The 19,576-nt window shown below is 71.6% G+C and carries 23 protein-coding genes and 1 riboswitch; of the genes, 12 read left to right on the top strand and 11 right to left on the bottom strand.

The annotated features are described in order from the left end of the window. The first annotated feature begins 61 nt into the window (after nt 1–61). The gene (locus ACIBK6_RS15545) at nt 62–1,087 is read left to right on the top strand and encodes an NAD-dependent epimerase/dehydratase family protein (protein WP_399051740.1); all 1,026 of its coding nucleotides are present in this window, start codon (nt 62–64) and stop codon (nt 1,085–1,087) included. A gap of 81 nt (nt 1,088–1,168) precedes the next feature. Here ACIBK6_RS15545 and ACIBK6_RS15550 read toward each other — a convergent pair whose 3' ends face one another. From ACIBK6_RS15550 to ACIBK6_RS15590, 9 genes are all read right to left on the bottom strand, one after another. Continuing rightward, nucleotides 1,169–2,746, bottom strand: a complete 1,578-nt coding sequence (locus ACIBK6_RS15550; protein ID WP_399051741.1) for an alpha/beta hydrolase — start codon at nt 2,744–2,746, stop codon at nt 1,169–1,171. A gap of 111 nt (nt 2,747–2,857) precedes the next feature. Beyond that, nucleotides 2,858–3,667, bottom strand: a complete 810-nt coding sequence (locus tag ACIBK6_RS15555; protein WP_399051742.1) for an urease accessory protein UreD — start codon at nt 3,665–3,667, stop codon at nt 2,858–2,860. Then, complete coding sequence (ureG, locus tag ACIBK6_RS15560) at nt 3,655–4,332, bottom strand: urease accessory protein UreG (RefSeq protein WP_399051743.1); 678 nt, start codon at nt 4,330–4,332, stop codon at nt 3,655–3,657. The genes ACIBK6_RS15555 and ureG overlap by 13 nt, the downstream gene beginning before the upstream one ends. Before the next feature lie 148 nt (nt 4,333–4,480). Beyond that, nucleotides 4,481–5,155, bottom strand: coding sequence for an urease accessory protein UreF (locus tag ACIBK6_RS15565; RefSeq protein WP_399051744.1), 675 nt, complete (start codon nt 5,153–5,155; stop codon nt 4,481–4,483). A 14-nt stretch (nt 5,156–5,169) separates the two neighbouring features. After that, complete coding sequence (locus ACIBK6_RS15570; RefSeq protein ID WP_399051745.1) at nt 5,170–6,891, bottom strand: urease subunit alpha; 1,722 nt, start codon at nt 6,889–6,891, stop codon at nt 5,170–5,172. Then, nucleotides 6,884–7,195, bottom strand: coding sequence for an urease subunit beta (locus ACIBK6_RS15575; protein WP_399051746.1), 312 nt, complete (start codon nt 7,193–7,195; stop codon nt 6,884–6,886). Before ACIBK6_RS15575 ends, ACIBK6_RS15570 begins: the two co-directional genes overlap by 8 nt. Nucleotides 7,196–7,210: 15 nt before the next feature. Continuing rightward, nucleotides 7,211–7,513 carry an urease subunit gamma gene (locus ACIBK6_RS15580; protein WP_329466479.1) on the bottom strand — a complete coding sequence of 101 codons (303 nt, stop codon included), beginning with the start codon at nt 7,511–7,513 and terminating at the stop codon, nt 7,211–7,213. Between the two features lie 299 nt (nt 7,514–7,812). Further along, the gene (locus tag ACIBK6_RS15585; RefSeq protein WP_399051747.1) at nt 7,813–8,094 is read right to left on the bottom strand and encodes a type II toxin-antitoxin system Phd/YefM family antitoxin; all 282 of its coding nucleotides are present in this window, start codon (nt 8,092–8,094) and stop codon (nt 7,813–7,815) included. 143 nt (nt 8,095–8,237) lie between these two features. Then, nucleotides 8,238–8,933, bottom strand: coding sequence for a lysophospholipid acyltransferase family protein (locus tag ACIBK6_RS15590; RefSeq protein WP_399051748.1), 696 nt, complete (start codon nt 8,931–8,933; stop codon nt 8,238–8,240). Nucleotides 8,934–9,118: 185 nt separating this feature from the next. Here ACIBK6_RS15590 and ACIBK6_RS15595 point away from each other — a divergent pair, with 185 nt between their 5' ends. From ACIBK6_RS15595 to ACIBK6_RS15605, 3 genes are all read left to right on the top strand, one after another. Beyond that, nucleotides 9,119–9,748 carry an ATP-dependent Clp protease proteolytic subunit gene (locus ACIBK6_RS15595; RefSeq protein WP_399051749.1) on the top strand — a complete coding sequence of 210 codons (630 nt, stop codon included), beginning with the start codon at nt 9,119–9,121 and terminating at the stop codon, nt 9,746–9,748. A 6-nt stretch (nt 9,749–9,754) separates the two neighbouring features. After that, nucleotides 9,755–10,063, top strand: coding sequence for a hypothetical protein (locus tag ACIBK6_RS15600; RefSeq protein WP_399051750.1), 309 nt, complete (start codon nt 9,755–9,757; stop codon nt 10,061–10,063). 324 nt (nt 10,064–10,387) lie between these two features. Beyond that, nucleotides 10,388–10,583: riboswitch (cyclic di-AMP (ydaO/yuaA leader) on the top strand. Between the two features lie 4 nt (nt 10,584–10,587). Next, on the top strand, nt 10,588–11,067 hold the full coding sequence (locus tag ACIBK6_RS15605; protein ID WP_399051751.1) for a C40 family peptidase: 480 nt from the start codon (nt 10,588–10,590) through the stop codon (nt 11,065–11,067). A gap of 114 nt (nt 11,068–11,181) precedes the next feature. Here the strand turns inward: ACIBK6_RS15605 and ACIBK6_RS15610 are convergent, their stop codons facing one another. Further along, a complete protein-coding gene (locus ACIBK6_RS15610; RefSeq protein WP_399051752.1) occupies nt 11,182–11,616 on the bottom strand; it encodes an ATP-binding protein in 435 nt (144 codons plus the stop codon). Between the two features lie 244 nt (nt 11,617–11,860). On the opposite strand from ACIBK6_RS15610, the gene ACIBK6_RS15615 reads away from it, so the two are divergent. After that, nucleotides 11,861–12,748, top strand: coding sequence for a helix-turn-helix domain-containing protein (locus tag ACIBK6_RS15615; protein WP_399051753.1), 888 nt, complete (start codon nt 11,861–11,863; stop codon nt 12,746–12,748). Continuing rightward, complete coding sequence (locus ACIBK6_RS15620; RefSeq protein WP_399051754.1) at nt 12,749–12,970, top strand: DUF397 domain-containing protein; 222 nt, start codon at nt 12,749–12,751, stop codon at nt 12,968–12,970. A 7-nt stretch (nt 12,971–12,977) separates the two neighbouring features. On the opposite strand, the gene ACIBK6_RS15625 is transcribed toward ACIBK6_RS15620, so the two are convergent. Beyond that, entirely contained in the window at nt 12,978–14,120 is a 1,143-nt protein-coding gene (locus tag ACIBK6_RS15625) for an 8-amino-7-oxononanoate synthase (protein WP_399051755.1), read from the bottom strand. Between the two features lie 145 nt (nt 14,121–14,265). Here ACIBK6_RS15625 and bioB point away from each other — a divergent pair, with 145 nt between their 5' ends. The 6 genes from bioB (at nt 14,266) to ACIBK6_RS15655 (ending at nt 19,535) form a co-directional block, all read left to right on the top strand. Beyond that, the gene (gene bioB / locus ACIBK6_RS15630) at nt 14,266–15,438 is read left to right on the top strand and encodes a biotin synthase BioB (RefSeq protein WP_399051756.1); all 1,173 of its coding nucleotides are present in this window, start codon (nt 14,266–14,268) and stop codon (nt 15,436–15,438) included. After that, on the top strand, nt 15,431–16,720 hold the full coding sequence (locus ACIBK6_RS15635) for an adenosylmethionine--8-amino-7-oxononanoate transaminase (protein ID WP_399051757.1): 1,290 nt from the start codon (nt 15,431–15,433) through the stop codon (nt 16,718–16,720). The genes bioB and ACIBK6_RS15635 overlap by 8 nt, the downstream gene beginning before the upstream one ends. A 1-nt stretch (nt 16,721) precedes the next feature. Then, complete coding sequence (bioD, locus tag ACIBK6_RS15640; protein ID WP_399051758.1) at nt 16,722–17,414, top strand: dethiobiotin synthase; 693 nt, start codon at nt 16,722–16,724, stop codon at nt 17,412–17,414. Beyond that, nucleotides 17,414–17,776 (top strand): VOC family protein, encoded by a 363-nt coding sequence (locus ACIBK6_RS15645; protein ID WP_399051759.1) that lies wholly within the window; start codon nt 17,414–17,416, stop codon nt 17,774–17,776. The genes bioD and ACIBK6_RS15645 overlap by 1 nt, the downstream gene beginning before the upstream one ends. A gap of 61 nt (nt 17,777–17,837) precedes the next feature. Continuing rightward, a complete protein-coding gene (locus tag ACIBK6_RS15650) occupies nt 17,838–18,518 on the top strand; it encodes a class I SAM-dependent methyltransferase (protein ID WP_399051760.1) in 681 nt (226 codons plus the stop codon). A 186-nt stretch (nt 18,519–18,704) separates the two neighbouring features. Next, nucleotides 18,705–19,535 carry an ABC transporter ATP-binding protein gene (locus ACIBK6_RS15655; RefSeq protein ID WP_399051761.1) on the top strand — a complete coding sequence of 277 codons (831 nt, stop codon included), beginning with the start codon at nt 18,705–18,707 and terminating at the stop codon, nt 19,533–19,535. The last annotated feature ends 41 nt before the right edge of the window (nt 19,536–19,576 follow it).

Genomic DNA, 19,576 nt, shown 5'->3' on the forward strand with positions numbered 1-19,576 from the left:
GCGGATCCGCGCAGGGCGAAACGATCTGGCCGTGGTGATCGTCCCGGCGTAGCTTCCCGGTATGCCAAAGGGAACAGCGTTCGTCATCGGAGCTACGGGACAGATCGGGCGGGTCGCGGTGCAGGCGCTCGCCGGGGACGGCTGGGAGGTGCGGGCCGCGTCGCGGGGCGGCGGCGGGGACGCCGACTGGCCCGGGGACGTGCGGCGGGTACGGCTTGACCGGGAGGACGACGCGGCGCTCGCCTCGGCCCTCGGGGACGGCGTCGACGTACTGGTCGACATGGTGGCGTACGGGCAGCAGCACGCACGGCAGTTGACGGGTCTCGGCGACCGGATCGGGTCGGCGGTGGTGATCTCCAGCGGCGCGGTGTACGAGGACGACAAGGGCCGCAGCTTCGACACCCAGGGCGAGCCGGACGGAGCACCGCACTATCCGGTCCCGATCACCGAGTCGCTGGCCACGGTGGCGCCCGGCGACACGACGTACGGGGCCAGGAAGGTGCGGCTGGAGCGGGAGCTGCTGGACTCCCCGGTCCCCTCGACGCTGCTGCGCGCCGGGGCGATCCATGGCCCGCACTGCCGCAGTCCGCGCGAACTCCACTTCGTGAAGCGGGCGTTGGACGGACGGCCGGTGCGGATCCTGGCGTACGGCGGGCAGAGCCGCTTCCATCCCTCGCACGTCGCCAACATCGCGGAACTGATCCGGCTGGCCGCGCTCAAGCCCGGCTCCCGGGTGCTCCACGCGGCGGACCCCGAGGCGCCGACGGTGGCCGAGATCAGTGCGGCGGTCGACGAGGTGCTGGGGGTGCGCAGCGAGATCGTGCCGCTGGACGGCGCGCCGGAGCCGATGGTCGGACTGACCCCGTGGAGCGGCCCGCATCCGATCGTGTACGACATGTCGGCGGCCGAGCGGGAGTTGGGCTACCGGCCGGTGACCGGGTACGTGGAATCGCTGCCCCGGACGGTCGAGTGGCTCGCCGCCGAGCTGGCGGGCCGGGACTGGCGCGAGGCGTTCCCGGGGTTGCTCAAGTACGGCGACCTGTTCGACTACGCGGCCGAGGACGCCTGGCTGGCCGCGCGGGCATGACGCGCTGACGCGGATGGCGAAGGGCGCACGGCAAAGGGGGCGGCCGGAGTGTTCCGGCCGCCCCCTCCGTTCAACTGCCCGTTACGGCGCGGGCGTTGCGTGCGGGGTGCACGTGAAGTCCGCGCTGTCGGTCTTGCCGGTGAGCAGGTAGTCGTCCACGCGCGAGTTGATGCACGGGTTGACGAGACCGGTCACACCGTGCGAACCGGCGCCCTTCTCGATGATGAGGCGCGAGTTCTTGAAGCGGTTGTGCAGCTCGACGGCGCCGTGGAACGGGGTGGCGGCGTCATTGGTGCTCTGCACGATCAGGACCTGCGGCAGACCGCGGCCCGTCTTGACCTCGATCGGAGTCTGCTGCTTGGTGGGCCAGCTGGCACACGGCAGGTTCATCCAGGCGTTGGACCAGGTCAGGAACGGGTAGTCCTTGTTCAGCCGGGTGTTGTCGCGGTCCCACTTGCGCCAGCTGGTGGGCCACTTGGCGTCCGCGCACTCGACGGCGGTGTAGACCGCGTTGCCGTTCTCCGAGGCGATGTTGCCCTTGATGTCCGACATGTCGGGGGCGGTGGCGGCGATGACCGGCTTGCTGTCGCCCGCCGCGTAGGCGCTGAGCGCCTTGGCGACCGGCACCCAGTACGAGTCGTAGTACGGGGCCTTCTGGAAGTACCCGAGGAGCTCGGCCGGGCCGACCTGACCACCCAGCGGGCTCTTCTTGGCGTCCGCGCGCAGCTTCAGCCACTGGGCCTCGACCTGCGCCCGGGTGGTGCCGAGGTGGAACTTGGCGTCGTACTTCGCGACCCAGTCCTCCCACTCGTTCCAGCGGGCCTGGAAGGCGACGTCCTGCTCCAGGTTGGCCTGGTACCAGATGTTGTCCTGGGCCGGGTTGACGACGCTGTCCACGATCATGCGGCGGACGTGCGACGGGAAGAGCGTGCCGTAGACCGCACCCAGGTAGGTGCCGTAGGAGACGCCCAGGTAGTTGAGCTTCTTCTCACCGAGCGCGGCGCGGATGACGTCCATGTCGCGGGCGGTGTTCGGCGTGGTCATGTACGGGAGCATCCAGCCGCTGCGCTCGGCGCAGCCGTCCGCGTACTCGGCGGCCAGCTTGCGCTGGGCCCGCTTGTCGGCCTCGCCGCTCGGCACCGGGTCGGCCTTCGGCGCCTTGGCGTACTCCTGCGGGTCGACACAGGAGATCGGCGTCGAGTGGCCCACGCCGCGCGGGTCGAAGCCCACGAAGTCGTACGCCTTCGAGGTCTTCGTCCACAGCGGGTTCTTCTTGGTCACCCGGTTCGGGAAGGCCATGCCCGAGCCGCCGGGGCCGCCCGGGTTGTAGACGAGGGCACCCTGGCGCTCGGCCTTGGTGCCGGTGCTGCCGATGCGGTCGACGGCCAGCTTGATCTGCTTGCCGTTGGGCCGCGAGTAGTCGAGCGGGACACTCACGTAGCCGCACTGAATGGGCTTGGCGATGGCCCAGTCGGCTGGGCAGTCCGCCCAGTGAATGCCCTGCTGTGCCGCCCGGTCTGCGGCAATCTGCGCGCCACGCGCCTCGGACCAACCGTGGTCGCGGTTGTCGGCGTTGGCGACCGGAGCCGCTATCGCGCCCACTATCAGCGTGCCCGCGATCAGAGTGCCGGCCGAGCCGAGTACTGCGGTGCGTCTCAAGTGGTACCTCCCCCTGCTGAAGTGCGCTGTCAGTCACAGCGCTCCCAATGGGCCTGTCGGGGGATCCTTTCGTCTGTGCGCCCGCTGTGCACAGGCCGTACGGGTGATTCTTTACCGAACCGATAGCCGGTACGCGGTGTTCCGCTGAGCGGTCGGCGTGTCGTGAGGCCCCGCCCGCAGCACCTCGTCGAGCGTCCGGCGCAGCAGCCGGGCGTCCGGGGCGAGCGCCGTCACGAGGAAGGCGGGTCCGGCGAGCGGGGTGAGCACGGCGTGCTCGCCGAGCATCCGGGGTTCGGCGGGCCGGTCGGCGAACTCCGGCCCGACGACGAGCAGTTGGCCCGCTGCCCGGTGTCCACCGAGCACCGCTCCCCCGTCCCAGCCGCCGGGCGCCCCCGGCCCGTATGCCAGTTCCTGGTCGAGGAGCGGGCGGCCCGCGCGGTGCACGGTGAGGCGGGTGGCGAGGGTGCCGGGTGCTTCGCCGTGGCGGCCGAGCACCTGCTCCTCGCGGAACACCAGGCGGGCGCCGGGCGCAAGGTCGATCCGGGTGCGCATCCGCAGGTCGCTGCCGCGCGCGGAGATGAGCTGCTCGGGCAGCCAGCGCAGTTCGGCGCCCTCGCCGACGGTGAGCCGTACGTCGTAGTGCGCCCGCTCGCCGCCGCGGCCGGGCAGCGCGATGGTGGCGGCGGCCGAGTCGACGGCGAGCCGCGCCCCGTCGCGCGCCTCGGCCTCGATGGTGATGCGGTCGCCGCCGAGCGGGGCGCTCATCGCGCCGATGACGGTGACGCGGTGCCAGGTGCCGCTCGCCCGGGTGCGGCGCAGCGCGAGCGGGCCCCCGCCTTCGAGTACGGGCAGGCCTTCGGGGGTGGCGACGATACGGGCCGTGGCGCGCAGGCCCGTCGCGCCGGCGGTCAGGCCACCCATGCCGCGAGCTGCTCCCGCACCCAGCCGGCGACCTCGGCGACACCGTCCTCTGCCCTCAACGACTGGAAGACGACGGGGAGTTCGGCCCGCTGCTCCTTGGCGTCGCGGGCCATCCGGCCGAGGTCGGAGCCCACGTGCGGGGCGAGGTCGGTCTTGTTGACGACGAGCAGGTCGGCGGTGGTGACGCCGGGGCCGCCCTTGCGCGGGATGTCGTCGCCGCCGGCCACGTCGATGACGAAGATCTGGGCGTCGACCAGGCCCTTGGAGAAGGTGGCGGTGAGGTTGTCGCCGCCGGACTCGACGAGGATCAGATCGAGCGGCCCGACCGCCTCCTCCAGGTCCTCGACGGCTTCGAGGTTGGCGGAGATGTCGTCGCGGATCGCGGTGTGCGGGCAGGCGCCGGTCTCCACGGCCTGGATCCGCTCGGGCGGCAGCACGGCGTTGCGCAGCAGGAATTCGGCGTCCTCGCGCGTGTAGATGTCGTTGGTGACGACGGCGATGGAGAGCTGGTCGCGCAGGGCCCGGCAGAGCGCGGCGACGGTGGCGGTCTTGCCGGACCCGACGGGCCCGCCGAGCCCGACGCGCAACGCCCGCCGGGTGCCATCGGGACGGCGCGCGTCCGCGCTGACGGCGGCGGGGCCTTCGTGGGAGTGGTCGAGGTGCATGGGGCGGCTCCTTGGGAGTGGGCAACCTACTCAGCCCGTCATGGGTTCCCCCCTGGCCCTTGAGGCCTTGGGGGGAGATTGAGGACGAGCCCGTTCAGGGCGATCGGGGGTCTGGGGGCGGAGCCCCCAGTACGGAGGCAAGAGGGGGCTATGACGCGAACAGCCGCACCGCCCAAGCCGCATGCGCCTCGGCCGTGATGTCCAGCAGCGGAGCCGACGACGCGGGCAGCGCATCAAGCCCCTCGACCGCCGCCTCCGTCGCGGCATGCGCGGCCCGCCGCGCCACCGCGTCCAGCTCCGGTGCGAGCCGGGCCAGCACGGCCGTCGCGTCGAACGGGTCGAGGCTCAACAGGCGTACGACGGCCGTCGCCGGACCGCTGACCGTCTCGTACGCCACGCAGTGCGCCGCCTCCTCGGGCCCGAGCCCGGCCGCCCGGGCGGCGAGGCCGAGCACGATCGGCTGGTGGGCGCCGCGCGGACGGGCCGCGGCCAGCGCGTCGAGCTCGGCGCACGGCCACGTCGCGCGCGCCGCCCGCATCATCTGGCGGCCGAGCTTGCGGGCGGTGGCCCGCAGCGCGGGCGAGGGGGTGCGGGCGTCGGCCGCCTCGTCCAGGGCGAGCGGGTCGAGGCCCGCGGCCGCCGCCGCGGCGAGCGCGGCGGCGGTGAGGCCCGCGGTGTGCAGCCTGCCCCGGCAGAACTCCGCGAGGTCGGCCGCGGTGCGGATGCGGCCCGCTTTGACGGCCGCTTCGGCGCCGCCCGAGTGGGCGTGGCCACCGGCCGGGAACCGGCCGTCGGCGAGGACGAGCAGTGCTGCGCGACTCATGTGGTGACAGCCCGTCAGAAGAGGAAGTACCGCTGGGCCATGGGCAGTTCGGCGGCCGGTGCCGGTTCCACCACGTCACCGTCGATGGTCACCGTGAAGGTATCCGGGTCGACCTTGACGTCCGGCAGCGCGTCGTTCTCGCGCATGTCCGCCTTGCCGACCCGGCGGGTGTTCTTGATCGCCACGAACTTCTTGTCCAGCCCAAGGCGTTCGGGAAGCCCGTCCTCAAGTGCGGCCCGGGACACGAAGTTGAGCGAGTTGGCCGCGGGCGCCTTCCCGTACGCGCCGAACATGGGCCGGGGCAGCACCGGCTGCGGGGTGGGGATCGACGCGTTCGCGTCGCCCATCTGCGCGTACGCGATCTGGCCGCCCTTGATCACGAGCTGCGGCTTGACGCCGAAGAACGCGGGCTCCCACAGCACGAGGTCGGCGAGCTTGCCCGGTTCGACCGAGCCGATCTCGTGGTCGAGGCCCTGGGCGACCGCCGGGTTGATCGTGTACTTGGCGACGTAGCGGCGGACCCGGTGGTTGTCGGCCCGGCCGTCGCCGGCCAGCGCGCCCCGGCGCACCTTCATGACGTGCGCGGTCTGCCACGTACGCAGCACGACCTCGCCGATCCGGCCCATCGCCTGGGAGTCGGAGGAGATGATCGAGATGGCTCCGAGGTCGTGCAGGAAGTCCTCGGCCGCTATGGTCGACGGCCTGATGCGGGACTCGGCGAAGGAGAGGTCCTCCGGCACCGCCGGGTTCAGGTGGTGGCAGACCATCAGCATGTCGAGGTGTTCCTCGATGGTGTTGACGGTGTGCGGCCGGGTCGGGTTGGTGGAGCTGGGCAGCACATTGGGCTGCGAGACCACCGTGATGATGTCGGGGGCGTGGCCGCCGCCCGCGCCTTCGGTGTGGTACGCGTGGATCGAGCGGCCCGCGATGGCGGCGAGGGTGTCGCCGACGAAGCCCGCCTCGTTCAACGTGTCGGTGTGGATGGCGAGTTGGGCGCCGGTCTCGTCGCAGACGCTCAGGCAGGCGTCGATGACGGCGGGGGTGGCGCCCCAGTCCTCGTGGATCTTGAACCCGAGGGCGCCGCCGCGCAGTTGGGAGTGCATGGCCTCGCGCGACATGGTGTTGCCCTTGCCGAGCAGACCGATGTTGACGGGCGCGTTCTCCAGGGCGGCGAACATCCGGGCCAGGTGCCAGGGCCCCGGTGTGATGGTGGTGGCCTTGGTGCCCTCGGCGGGTCCGGTGCCGCCACCGACCAGCGTGGTGATGCCGGAGGAGAGGGCCTGGTCGATGAGGGTGGGCGAGATGAAGTGGACGTGGGTGTCCACGGCGCCGGCGGTCAGGATCTTCCCGTTGCCCGCGATGATCTCGGTTTCGGGGCCGATGACGAGCTCGGGATGGACGCCGTCCATGATGTCCGGGTTGCCGGCCTTGCCGATGCCGGTGATCCGGCCGTCGCGGATGCCGATGTCGGCCTTGACGATGCCCCAGTGGTCGATGACGACGACGCCGGTGACAACGGTGTCGGGCGCGCCTTCGGCCCGCGTGGTCCGGGCCTGGCCCATCGACTCGCGGATCACCTTGCCGCCGCCGAACACCGCCTCGTCGCCCGCGCGGCCGGGTCCGCCGGAGCGGTCCTCCTCGATCTCGACCAGCAGGTCGGTGTCGGCGAGCCGGATGCGGTCGCCGGTGGTGGGGCCGAACAGGTCGGCATAGACAGCACGGTCGAGCTCAGCCATCGAGGGCACCTCCACTCTCGCCGCGCAGACCCGGGACGATGCGCAGTCCGGTCAGGGGGACGAGTTCTACGTCGACGGGGATTCCGGGTTCGAAGCGGACGGCGGTGCCCGCGGCGATGTTGAGCCGCTTGCCCCGGGCAACCGTTCGGTCGAAGTTCAGACCGGGGTTGGCTTCGGCGAAGTGGTAGTGGGAGCCGACCTGGACGGGGCGGTCGGCGGCGTTCAGGACGGTCAGCCGCACGGTCTCACGGCCCTCGTTGAGGGCGATGGGGTCGTCGGCGAAGAGGATCTCTCCGGGAATCACGGCGGCGCTCCCCCGTCAGACGATCGGGTCGTGGACGGTGACGAGCTTGGTGCCGTCCGGGAAGGTCGCCTCCACCTGGACGTCGTGGATCATCTCCGGGATGCCCGGCATGACCTCGTCGCGGGAGAGCAACTTCCGTCCGGATGCCATGAGTTCGGCGACGGTGCGGCCGTCGCGGGCGCCTTCGAGGATGTGCGAGGTGATGAGCGCGACGGACTCGGGGTGGTTGAGCTTCACCCCGCGGGCCCTGCGCTTCTCCGCCACATCGGCGGCTACATGGATGAGCAGGCGTTCCTGCTCGTGCGGCGTCAGTTGCACGCTTCCCACCTCACAGTTGTGCCCTTCCGTTCACGGACAGCCGTGGACGGACCCAGCGAGCGTTTGGGGCGGAGCCGACCGGACCAGGTACTTTCCGCCCGAACGCAGCGGAACCGTATCCGATTTCAACATCCTGTTGACCGGCCTCTCCCGGCCCCTCGGCCAGGCATTGCACGTTAGAGCGGAAGTTTTTCCGGCGCGTTAACTGGCGCTTTGCGAACGCATGATCATCAACCCGGAGTGCCACGGCAGGGCCGCTCCGGATGCGGAGCGCGGCCGCGGCGGCCCGCGCTCACCCCTCAGTCGCCGACGTGCGGACCCCGGTGCTCGGCGGCGATCCCGAAGCGCCGGTGCTCGCCGGGGGCGGTGGTCAGGGGCCGTACGGACGAGACGGAGCTGGCCACCTGCTCCTCCTGCTGCCGCGGCTCGCTCTCCAGTTTCTCCAGGTCAGCGGCGGAGACCAGGGCGACGAGCGGCTTGCCGTGGCGCGTCACCACCACGCGCTCGCCGCCGTACACGACACGGTTGATCAGCTCGGCGAGCTCTGCGCGGGCTTGCGTCACCGGAATCTCGTAGGCCATGCTCCCCAGCTTAGACTCCGTCGCCAGGGCCCGTAGGACCCGCGCGAATCGACGGGTGCGCAGGTCAGAGCCCTGCGCATGGCACCCAGGCACCGCCCTGCGGGGCGCGGACCGAGCCCCCGGATCGGCCCGCGCCCCGCACATCAGGCGGCCGCCGCCCCGGCCTCCCTCGCCACCCGGGCCTCGGCCGCGTACACGTCCACGTACTCCTGCTCGGACAGCTTGTGCACGGCGTACATGATCTCGTCCGTCACCGCCCGCAGCACGAGGCGCTCGTCCTCCATCCCGTGGTAGCGGGAGAAGTCCAGCGGCTCACCGAAGCGGATCGTGATGGGGACGCGCCGGGGCAGTCGCCGCCCCTTCGGCTGGGCCTCGAACGTCCCGATCATCGCGACCGGCACCACCGGGGCGCCGGACCGCAACGCCATCGCCGCCACCCCCACCTTGCCCTTGTAGAGCCGCCCGTCGTGCGAACGCGTCCCCTCCGGGAACACCCCCAACACGCCTCCCGCGCCGAGCACTTGGAGCGCCGTGTCGATCGCAGCCTGGGCCGCGGCCTTGCCGGAGCGGTCGACCGGGATCTGTCCGAGCGCGCGGAAGAACGCCGCGGTCGCCCGGCCGGTGAGCCCCGGCGCGGTGAAGTACTCCTGCTTGGCCAGGAAGGTCAGCCGGCGCCTGAGCGTCACCCCCAGCAGGAACTGGTCGGTGAACGACTGGTGATTCCCCGCGAGAATCACCGCACCTGCCCCGGGCACCCGCCCCGCCCCTTCGACGCACGGGCGGAACAGCCACCGCAGCAGCGGCACCAGCACCACGAGACGGAATGCGTAATAGAACACGTCAGTGAGCCCTCTCCCCAGGTGACCCCCGCGCCGACGCACGCTAGCCACCCCCGGGGATCACCGGGAGAGCGCCTATTGAGCCAGGCCCCCGCTCGCCGAGAGCGAAACCACCTCTCATCGATCTGTACGTCCTGTACATTTTTTACATCTGGTCGAGGTATCCGGTCGAGGAGAGGTACGTCATGACCCAGCGCCCTGCCGCCCGCTATGTCCTGCCCGAGTTCTCGGAGCGCACCGCCTCCGGGGTCCGCACGCTCGATCCGTACTCCAAGCTCTTCGAGGAGCGGATCGTCTTTCTCGGCACCCCGGTCGACGACGCTTCGGCCAACGATGTGATGGCCCAGTTCATGCACCTGGAGCACGCCGATCCCGACCGGGACATCTCGCTCTACATCAACTCCCCCGGCGGCTCGCTCACCGCGATGACCGCGATCCACGACACGATGCAGTTCGTCACCTGCGACGTGCAGACGTTCTGCCTGGGCCAGGTGGGTTCGGTGGCCGCGCTGCTGCTCGCGGCCGGCGCGCCCGGCAAACGCCTGGTGCAGCCGGCCTCCCGGGTGCTCCTCAAGGAGCCCGCGATCGAGGAGCCGCTGCGCGGCCAGCCCTCCGATCTGGAGATCCAGGCCGCCGAACTGCTGCGCGGCCGCACGCTCCTGACCGAGCTGCTCGCCCGGTACACCGGGCGGACCGCCCAGCAGGTGGCCGCCGACATCGAGCGGGACGTGGTCTTCGACGCCGCGGGCGCGGTGGCGTACGGACTCGCCGACCACGTACTCGTCAGCCGCAAGACCTCGCTGCGCGGACGGTGAACCGCCGTGCTGCCACCGGAACTTCCGCCGCTGCCCGCACTGACGCGGGCCGAGGCCGAGTTCATCGACTGCTACCTCGAAGTGGTCGATCTGCTCGGCCGCATCAACCCGGCGCACGGCCCCGACACCTACGGCGCGCTGCGGGCCGCGCAGGCCCTGGTCGGGCGGGCGGCCGCACTGAAGGACGCGCTCACCCTGATGCATCTGCGCGGCGAGACCCGGGTGCACGCCCGGACGCTGACCCGCGCCCTGCGGGTGCTGGACGGTGAGCGCCGCGCGGGACGGCTCACGGTGCCGCCGCAGACCACCGGTTGAGGCCGCCGCGCGCGGCGGCGACATCCGACACGCTCATGGGGCCGACGAAACGGACCAGACGGGGTACCCACGTTCGGCCCACCGGCGGCTACGTCCGCTGACCCTTATGGGCTCCTTATGGCGCCTGGACAACGTGCGGAATCGATCGCTCCGTCGCTGGTGAGAGGCTCATCAGCCCTTCTTACGGGGGTAAGAAACCACCTGTGTCCACCCGAACAGGTCAGTCGTGAGCAACACCACAAAAAGCCGTTTTGATACGTAAATATGACAGTCAGTGCGTGAAGATCCCTGGGACGACAAGCCCCCGCCACCGCGGCGGGGCGGTCCGGGCGGACGCCGAGTCCTGCCGCCGCTCCGGACGACTGGTCGACAGGAGTGGACCGGCAGGAGTGGAGGACCCGCGTTCTTCGGGATGGCCGGCCGTCGGCCGTCCCTCGGGGTGAAGCCGTTCAGACGGCCGGGCGTCTTCGCCGGCCCGAACCCGACAGGTCATCCTTCGCAGGCGGTTTGACGAAGGGTTGGACATGACTGCGCAGACAGATGTCCCGTCACACGTCCCGTCTCTGCTGTTCCGTCTCCGCACCGTCACGGCCCTCACCGTCGCCGTGGCGGGGGGAACCATACTGGCGCCGTGCGCCGAGGCGAGTGCCGCGGCCGTCGCCACCAAGGCGCTCCATGTGGCCGAGTCGAAGAAGGGGTCGCCCTATCAGTACGGGGCCGCGGGACCGCACCGCTTCGACTGCTCGGGGCTCACGCTCTACTCGTTCAAGCAGGCGGGCCGGAAGCTGCCCCGCTCGGCGCAGCAGCAGTACAACAACTCCCGGCATGTCTCCGCCTCCTCCCGCAAGGCCGGTGACCTGGTGTTCTTCCATTCGTCAGGACGCGTGTACCACGTGGGGATCTATGCCGGGAACGGGAAGATCTGGCACTCCCCCAAGACCGGCGCGGTGGTCCGCCTCGAACGGATCTGGAGCCACACCGTCTGGTATGGGCGGGTCGGCTGACCGCCTGCCGGGCGACGGCCCAGCTGACGGTCCGTCAACCAGGTCGTCCCGGTGCGCGCGCCCACGCACCGGGACGACGGCCCGCTCCCCCCCAGAGTGGCTCCGGGGCGGGGGCTAGCCGCTCTGCACCGCAGCCGTCCACGGCAGGGCGATCCAGACCGTCTTGCCGCCGTCCGCGGTGGGCGCGACCGAGAGCCGGCCGCCGCACTCGACCGCGAGCCAGCGGATGATCACCATGCCCCGGCCGTTGTCCTGCTGGACGGCGGCGGGCAATCGTTTCGGCCAGCGCGGATGGCTGTCGGTCACCCCGACCCGCAGCTCCTCCTCGCGTTCCAGCTGGACGTCCACGGTGAAGGTGGGGGACTGGCCGAAGGTGTGCTGTACGGCGTTGGTGGCCAGTTCTGACACGATGAGCCGGACCGTGTCGGCGGTCTCGTCGTCGGACGGCAGGCCCCAATCGGTGAGGACCTCGGCGACGTATCGCCGTGCCACGGAGACCGAGGCGGGTTCGCTCGGCAGAGTGACTGATGCTTCGAGATGGTCTGCCATGGCGACGCTGTCCCTTTCCCACCCGGGCCGGCTAGAGGACTCCTGGCGGATGAGCGCTCACGGAGACGACGTCGGCCTCGGATTGTGCTTCGCGCCAGAGTGCCACTCATCGTGCCGGTCTTGGGTGCGATCCACCAAGATATGCATATATCTGTCGCTCAAAGCGGTGAACTCTGCGGCAGGGGAGCGTATTTGGGCTCACACTTACCCATCGCCGAAGGCGCCGGAGGCGAAGGAGACGGCCATGTGGCACGGACCGGCGGTGCACCGCCGCAAGCTGGGCGAGAAACTGCGCGGGTTGCGCGACCGAAAGGGTCTGACGAGCGGGGAGGCGGCCCGCCTGGTCGGCTGGCACCAGTCGAAGGTGAGCCGCATCGAGACCGGCCGCAGCGGCGCGAAGCCCGCGGACGTGGCCCGGCTGCTCGACGCGTACGAGGTACGGGATCCCCAACTCCGCGTGCTCCTGGAGGCGTTGGCCGATTCCGCGGACGGCGGCGGGGAGCACTGGGCGCGCGCGTACCGGGGTCTGCTCCCGCCGCAGTACCGGGACTTCATCAGCCTGGAGTCGCAGGCGCGCACGGCGCGCACGCTGGAGACCTCGGTGGTGCCGGGGCTGCTCCAGACGCCCGCGTACGCGCGGGCGGTGACCCGGGCAGCGCTCACCTCCCTGCCGCCGGACAAGGTGGACTCGCTCGTGGAGGTGCGCCTCGCCCGCCAGGAGGTGCTGCGGGGCGATCCGCCGCTCGCCCTCAGCGCGGTACTCGACGAGGGGGTACTGAGGCGCCAGGTGGGCGGACCGGCGGCCATGAGCGATCAGTTACAGCATCTGCTGGCGGCCGCCGCGTGGCCCCATGTCCGGTTGCAGGTCATCCCTTTCCGTTACGGCGGCTACGTCGGAATCAACGGGCCTTTCATTATCTTTTCGTTTCCGGACATTTCAGATCTGGATGTGGTCGTTCTCGACCATTTGACGAGTAGCCTCTATCTCGAACGGAGAGAAGACCTTGAGGCGTACAGCGCCGCGTTCCAGACCGTTCAGTCGCTCGCGCTCTCCTGCGAGGACTCGTTGGATCTCATCGCCCGGATAGCCCGGGAAGAACCGGGCCCCTCCGCGGCGGGTGGGGAGGCATGAATGTCCGCACGCCCTGCGCACGTTCCTTCCAGTACATCCCTCAACGGTGCCCCGTGGCGGCGCAGCAGCCGCAGCGTGGGCATGAACAACTGCGTCGAGACGGCCAGGCTCAAGGGTGAGCTGCTGGCCGTGCGCGACTCCCAGCGGATCGAGGGCCCCGCGCTGCTCTTCGGCGCCCCGGCCTGGCACAGCTTCATCTCGGCACTCTCGGCCGATAACTGATAGCCCGTCAGGCGGTGGGGGCGGTCCGCAGGATCGTGTCCACCGCCGTGTCGATCTGCCGCTCCGTCAGATCCGCCCGGGCGGTCAGCCGGATCCGCGAGATGCCGTCCGGAACCGACGGCGGCCGGAAGCAGCCGACCACGAGCCCGGCCGCGCGGCAGTCGGCCGCCCAGGCGACCGCCGCCTCCGCCGAGGGGGCCCGCACGGAGACCACCGCGGCGTCGGGGTGCACCGCCAGATGCCCCGCGGCGGTGAGCCGTGCGTGCAGTTCGGCCGCGACGGCCCGGGCCCGGCCTGCCAACTCCGGTTCCGCGCCCAGCAGTCGCAGGGCCGCGAGCGCTCCGCCGACCGACGCGGGAGCGAGCCCCGTATCGAAGATGAAGGTACGGGCCGCGTTGACCAGGTGCCGGATGACCCGGGCGGGGCCGAGGACCGCGCCGCCCTGGCTGCCGAGCGACTTCGACAGGGTGACGGTGGCGACGACGTCTTCCGCGCCCGCGAGTCCGGCCGCATGCGGCGCGCCGCGTCCGCCCGCGCCGAGCACCCCGAGCCCGTGCGCGTCGTCCACGACCAGTGCGGCACCGAACTCCCGGCAGGCTTCGGCGAGTTGGGCCAGCGGGGCGGCGTCGCCGTCCACCGAGAACACCGAGTCCGACACGACGAGCCCGGGTCCGCCATGGGCGTCCAGGGCCTTGCGGACCGCCGCCGGGTCGGCGTGCGGCACGACTTCCGTACCGGCCCGCGCCAGCCGGCAGCCGTCGACGATGGAGGCGTGGTTGCCCGCGTCGGAGACGATCAGCGAGCCGTGGGGGCCGAGCGCGGTGAGCGCCGCCAGGTTCGCCGCGTACCCGGAGGAGAAGACGAGGGCGGCCTCGAAGCCGCAGAACTCGGCGAGTTCCCGCTCCAGTTCCGCGTGCAGCGCGGTGGTTCCGGTGACCAGGCGGGAACCGGTGGCGCCGGCGCCCCAGCGGTGGGCCGCCTCCGCCGCGCCCGCGGTGACCGCCGGGTGCCGGGTGAGCCCCAGGTAGTCGTTGCTCGCCAGGTCCAGGAGGTCCTGGTCGGCGGCGCGCGGCCGGAGCGTACGGACCAGTCCCGCACGCTCGCGGCGCTCCGATTCCACGTCGATCCAGTCGAACGGCGCTCGGGGCATGGTGGAGTCCCTTTTTGTAGGCTGCCCACAGACCCTAGCCGGTGCCATGCCTGGTCAGGGTGTGGCGATCCACACACCTCAAACCACTCGTGTTGTGGGATCCCTACCTTGGCCTCGGGCGGTGCGGTAGGCGAAGATCGGCGCCATGGACCTGCTGAACACGCTGGTGGACAAGGGGTTGCGGCGCGAACTGCCGACCCGCGAAGAGGCTCTCGCCGTACTGGCGACCTCCGACGACGAACTGCTCGATGTGGTGGCCGCGGCCGGCCGGGTGCGCCGCCAGTGGTTCGGACGCCGGGTGAAGCTCAACTATCTGGTCAATCTGAAGTCGGGCCTGTGCCCCGAGGACTGTTCGTACTGCTCCCAGCGGCTCGGTTCCAAGGCCGACATCCTGAAGTACACCTGGCTCAAGCCCGACGAGGCGTCGAAGGCGGCCGCCGCGGGTGTCGCGGGCGGTGCGAAGCGGGTCTGCCTGGTGGCCAGCGGCCGCGGCCCCACGGACCGGGACATCGCCCGGGTCTCCGAGACGATCGAGACGATCAAGGAGCAGAACGAGGGCGTCGAGATCTGCGCCTGCCTCGGTCTGCTCTCCGACGGCCAGGCCGAGCGGCTGCGCGCCGCCGGGGCCGACGCGTACAACCACAACCTCAACACGTCCGAGGGGACGTACGGGGACATCACGACCACGCACACCTATCAGGACCGCGTGGACACCGTGACCAAGGCGCACGACGCCGGTCTGTCGGCCTGCTCCGGTCTGATCGCGGGCATGGGCGAGTCCGACGAGGACCTGGTCGACGTCGTCTTCGCGCTGCGCGACCTCGACCCGGACTCGGTCCCGGTGAACTTCCTCATTCCGTTCGAGGGCACCCCGCTCGCCAAGGAGTGGAACCTCACCCCGCAGCGCTGCCTGCGCATCCTGGCGATGACCCGGTTCGTCTGCCCGGACGTCGAGGTGCGGCTCGCGGGCGGCCGCGAGGTGCATCTGCGCTCGATGCAGCCGCTCGCGCTGCACCTGGTCAACTCGATCTTCCTGGGCGACTACCTGACCAGCGAGGGCCAAGCCGGCCAGGCCGACCTCGACATGATCGCGGACGCCGGGTTCGAGGTGGAGGGCACGGGCACCACCACCCTCCCCGAGCACCGCGCCGACGCGCTCGCCGCCGCGGGCTGCGGCTCGCACGAGGGCGGCGGCTGCGGTCCTTGCGGTGGGAGCGCTTCCGAGGTGCCCGAGCAGGCGGCCGCGGATCAGGCGCGTACCGATCTGGTGGCCGTCCGCCGCCGAGGCGCGGGAACGGATCTCGCGCCCAATGCCTGAGTACTCCCCCGCCCAACTGCTCGATCTGGACCGCCGGCACGTCTGGCATCCGTACGGCCCGATGCCCAACCGGCAGGAGCAGCTGCTCGTCGAGTCGGCGTCGGGTGTCCGGCTGCGACTGGCCGAACCGGCGTACGGGCAGCGCGAGTTGATCGACGGCATGTCGTCGTGGTGGTCGGCCGTGCACGGCTACAACCACCCGGTGCTCAACGAGGCGGCGCGCGGTCAGCTGGACCGGATGAGCCATGTCATGTTCGGCGGGCTCACCCACGAGAGCGCCGTCCGGCTCGCCGCCCGGCTGGTCGAGATCACGCCGGAGCCGCTCCAGCACGTCTTCCTCAGCGACTCGGGTTCGGTCGCGGTCGAGGTCGCCGTGAAGATGTGCCTGCAGTACTGGCGCTCGGTCGGACAGCCGGGCAAGCAGCGGCTGCTGACCTGGCGCGGCGGCTACCACGGCGACACCTGGCAGCCGATGTCGGTGTGCGACCCGGACGGCGGGATGCACGAGCTGTGGCAGGGCGCGCTTCCCCAGCAGTTGTTCGTGGGACCGCCGCCGGTGGAGTTCGAGGAGCCGTACGCCCGTGAGCTGCGCGAGACGATCGCGCGGCACTGTGGCGAGCTGGCCGCGGTGATCGTGGAGCCGGTGGTGCAGGGCGCGGGCGGCATGCGGTTCCACTCGCCCGAGTACCTGCGGGTGCTGCGCGAGGCCTGTGACGAGCACGGCGTGCTCCTCGTCTTCGACGAGATCGCCAGCGGCTTCGGCCGCACCGGCGCGCTCTTCGCGGCCGATCACGCATCGGTCTCGCCGGACGTCATGTGCGTCGGCAAGGCGCTGACCGGCGGCTATCTGTCGATGGCGGCGACGCTGTGCACGACCCGGGTCGCCGAGGGCATCTCGTCGGGCGAGGTACCGGTGCTCGCGCACGGTCCGACGTTCATGGGCAATCCGCTGGCCGCCGCGGTGGCCCTCGCCTCCATCGACCTGCTGCTCGGCCAGGACTGGCAGGGCGAGGTCAAGCGCCTGGAGGCGGGGCTGCTCGACGGCCTTGACGCGGCCCGCTCGATCGAGGGCGTCCGGGATGTCCGGGTCCGGGGTGCCATCGGCGTCGTACAGCTGGATCACGACGTGAACATGGCGGCGGCGACCGCGGCGGCGGTCCGCGAGGGCGTGTGGCTGCGGCCGTTCCGCGATCTGGTGTACACGATGCCGCCGTATGTGACGGGCGACGACGATCTGGCGCGCATCTGCCGTGCGGTGTGCGCGGCGGCGCGGGAGGGCTGAGATGACGGTTCTGTTCGTGAGCGGTACGGGGACCGAGATCGGCAAGACGATCACCACGGCGGCCATCGCGGCCGTGGCGCTCGCCGGCGGCCGTTCGGTGGCCGTGCTCAAACCGGCCCAGACGGGGGTCGCGCCGGGTGAGCCCGGCGATGTCTTCGAGGTGCGCCGGCTCGCGGGCGAGGCGGTGACCGGGGTCGAACTGGCCCGGTTCCCCGAGCCGTTGGCGCCGAACACCTCGGCCCGCCGGGCGTCCATGGTGCCGGTGGGGCCCGAGCGGACGGCCGAGGCGGCGGCGAAGCTGGCCACCGAGCACGATCTGGTCCTGGTCGAGGGCGCGGGCGGGCTCCTGGTCCGCTTCGACGACGCGGGCGGCACCCTCGCGGACGCGGCTCGCCTGCTCGAAGCGCCCGTCCTGGTGGTGACGCCCGCCGGACTGGGCACACTCAACTCGACGGCCCTGACCGGCGAGGCCCTCAGGTCCCGCGGGATCGAGTTCGCCGGGGTCGTCGTGGGCAGCTGGCCGGCCGAACCGGATCTGGCCTCGCGGTGCAATCTCGCGGACCTTCCGGAGTCGGCCGGTGCACCATTGCTTGGCACCGTGCCCGAGGGCGCCGGACGGCTGGCGCCCGCCGACTTCCGTACCCGAGCGGCCGGCTGGCTCGCCCCGGCGCTCGGCGGTGTTTGGAGCATCTGATGGCTGTGTTACGGGCCCGCCTCGGGCAGCTCGTCGTGGACTGCGCCGACCCGGCCCGGCTCGCCCGGTTCTGGTCCTCGGTGCTCGGCGGCCGGCCGGTGGTCCGGGACCCCGCGTGGGCGTACGTCGATCCGCCGGGCGCGCCGCGGCTCGCCTTCCAGCGGGTACCGGAGGAGAAGGCGGTCAAGAACCGGCTGCACCTGGACCTCGCGGTCGAGGACGTGCGCCGGGCGCGGGCCGCGGCCGTGCGGCGCGGGGCGGTCCCGGTGGGCGGGCCGGTCACCGACGCCCAGGGGACCTTTCAGGTGATGCGGGACCCCGAGGGCAATGAGTTCTGCTTCGCGGAGTCCGCGGACGGGTGAGGAGGCCGGGCGCGGGGACAATGGCGGTAATCGGCTGCCCGCCAGGCTCAGGAGGTCCGACATGGCGCAGCGCACCAAGATCGCCCCGGATGCCGTGCACCACCCCGTGTTCGCGCGCTTCTACGCGCGGTTCAGCGTGGCGGCCGACGACAGGGCCGGAATCGCCGCATATCGCAGGGAGCTCCTGGACGGGCTCTCGGGGCGTGTCATCGAGGTCGGCGCGGGCAACGGACTCAACTTCTCCCGTTATCCGGCGGCCGTCTCCGAGGTGGTGGCGATCGAACCGGAGCGCACCCTGCGGCAGTTGGCGGTCCGGGCCTCGCTGCGGGCCGAGGTGCCGGTGGATGTCGTGCCCGGCTCGGCGGAGGCGCTCCCGGTCAAGAGCGAGGCCTTCGACGCGGCGGTCGCCTCGCTCGTGCTGTGTTCGGTACGCGATCTTCCCCGGGCGCTCGGAGAGATCCGCCGGGTGCTGCGTCCGGGCGGTGAGCTGCGGTTCTTCGAGCACGGCCGAGCCGAGGGGCGGGCGCTCGCGGCGGTGCAGCGCGGGGTGGACCGCACGGTGTGGCCGAGGCTGTTCGGTGGCTGCCACACGGCGCGCGACCCGCTCGGCGCGATCGAGGCGGCGGGCTTCGAGATCGTCGCCCACCGCCATCTCCGGGTGCCCGCGCGCGGCATCCCGACCCCGACCTCACCGTGCGTCCTCGGGGTGGCGCGGCGACCCCCGCTGGGCCCGGACGAATAGGTACCGCGCGGGGATCCGGATTCGCCCGCGCCGGTCGGTCACGGCTCGCGGAGCGCAACCGTGGCCCTTACATCTGCCGCCCGGCACCGGCCCCGCGAAGGATGGCGGCGCCGCGCCCGCGGCCTCTACTCTCGTATGCGGTACGGGAGTTGGAACGGCCATGACGCCACACACGGGGAGGCGGCCTTGTCCACACCTGCGACGGCACGCGCGTACGGCACGGAGCCCGGGGAGCCGGTCGCCGCGCGGGCGCGCGGACTGACCAAGGCGTACGGCAGCGGGGAGACCGCGGTCCTCGCCCTCGACGCGGTCGACGTGGACATCGCCCGCGGCCGGTTCACCGCGGTGATGGGTCCTTCGGGATCGGGGAAGTCGACCCTGATGCACTGTCTGGCCGGGCTCGACACCGTGTCGGCGGGCCAGGTCTGGCTCGGGGACACCGAGATCACCGGGCTCAGGGAGCGCGAGCTGACCCGGCTGCGGCGGGACCGGATCGGCTTCATGTTCCAGTCGTTCAACCTGCTGCCGACGCTCACCGCCGCCGAGAACATCACGCTGCCCATGGACATCGCGGGCCGCACACCGGACCGCGCGTGGGTGGACCAGGTCATCGACACCCTGGCGCTGCGCGACCGCCTGGGGCACCGTCCGGCGCAGCTGTCCGGGGGCCAGCAGCAGCGTGTGGCGTGCGCCAGGGCGCTGGCGTCGCGGCCCGAGCTGATCTTCGCGGACGAGCCGACGGGCAATCTGGACTCGCGGGCGGGCGCGGAGGTCCTGGCGTTCCTGCGCCAGGCGGTGGACGGGCTCGGCCAGACGGTGGTGATGGTGACCCACGACCCGGGCGCCGCCGGTCACGCCGATCTGGTGCTGTTCCTGGGCGACGGCCGGATCGTGGACCGGATGCCGCGGCCCACCGCCGCGGCCGTCCTGGAGCGGATGCGGATTCTCTCGGGCGGCCGGGCGCACTCCGGGCAACCATCGGGCGACCCCGGATCCGATACACCGCGCACGAGCTGATCGGCACTGCTGAGGGCGACCCTGCGCGGTTTCCTCGCACA

Source organism: Streptomyces sp. NPDC050485, assembly GCF_044458185.1.
Taxonomy (GTDB): domain Bacteria; phylum Actinomycetota; class Actinomycetes; order Streptomycetales; family Streptomycetaceae; genus Streptomyces.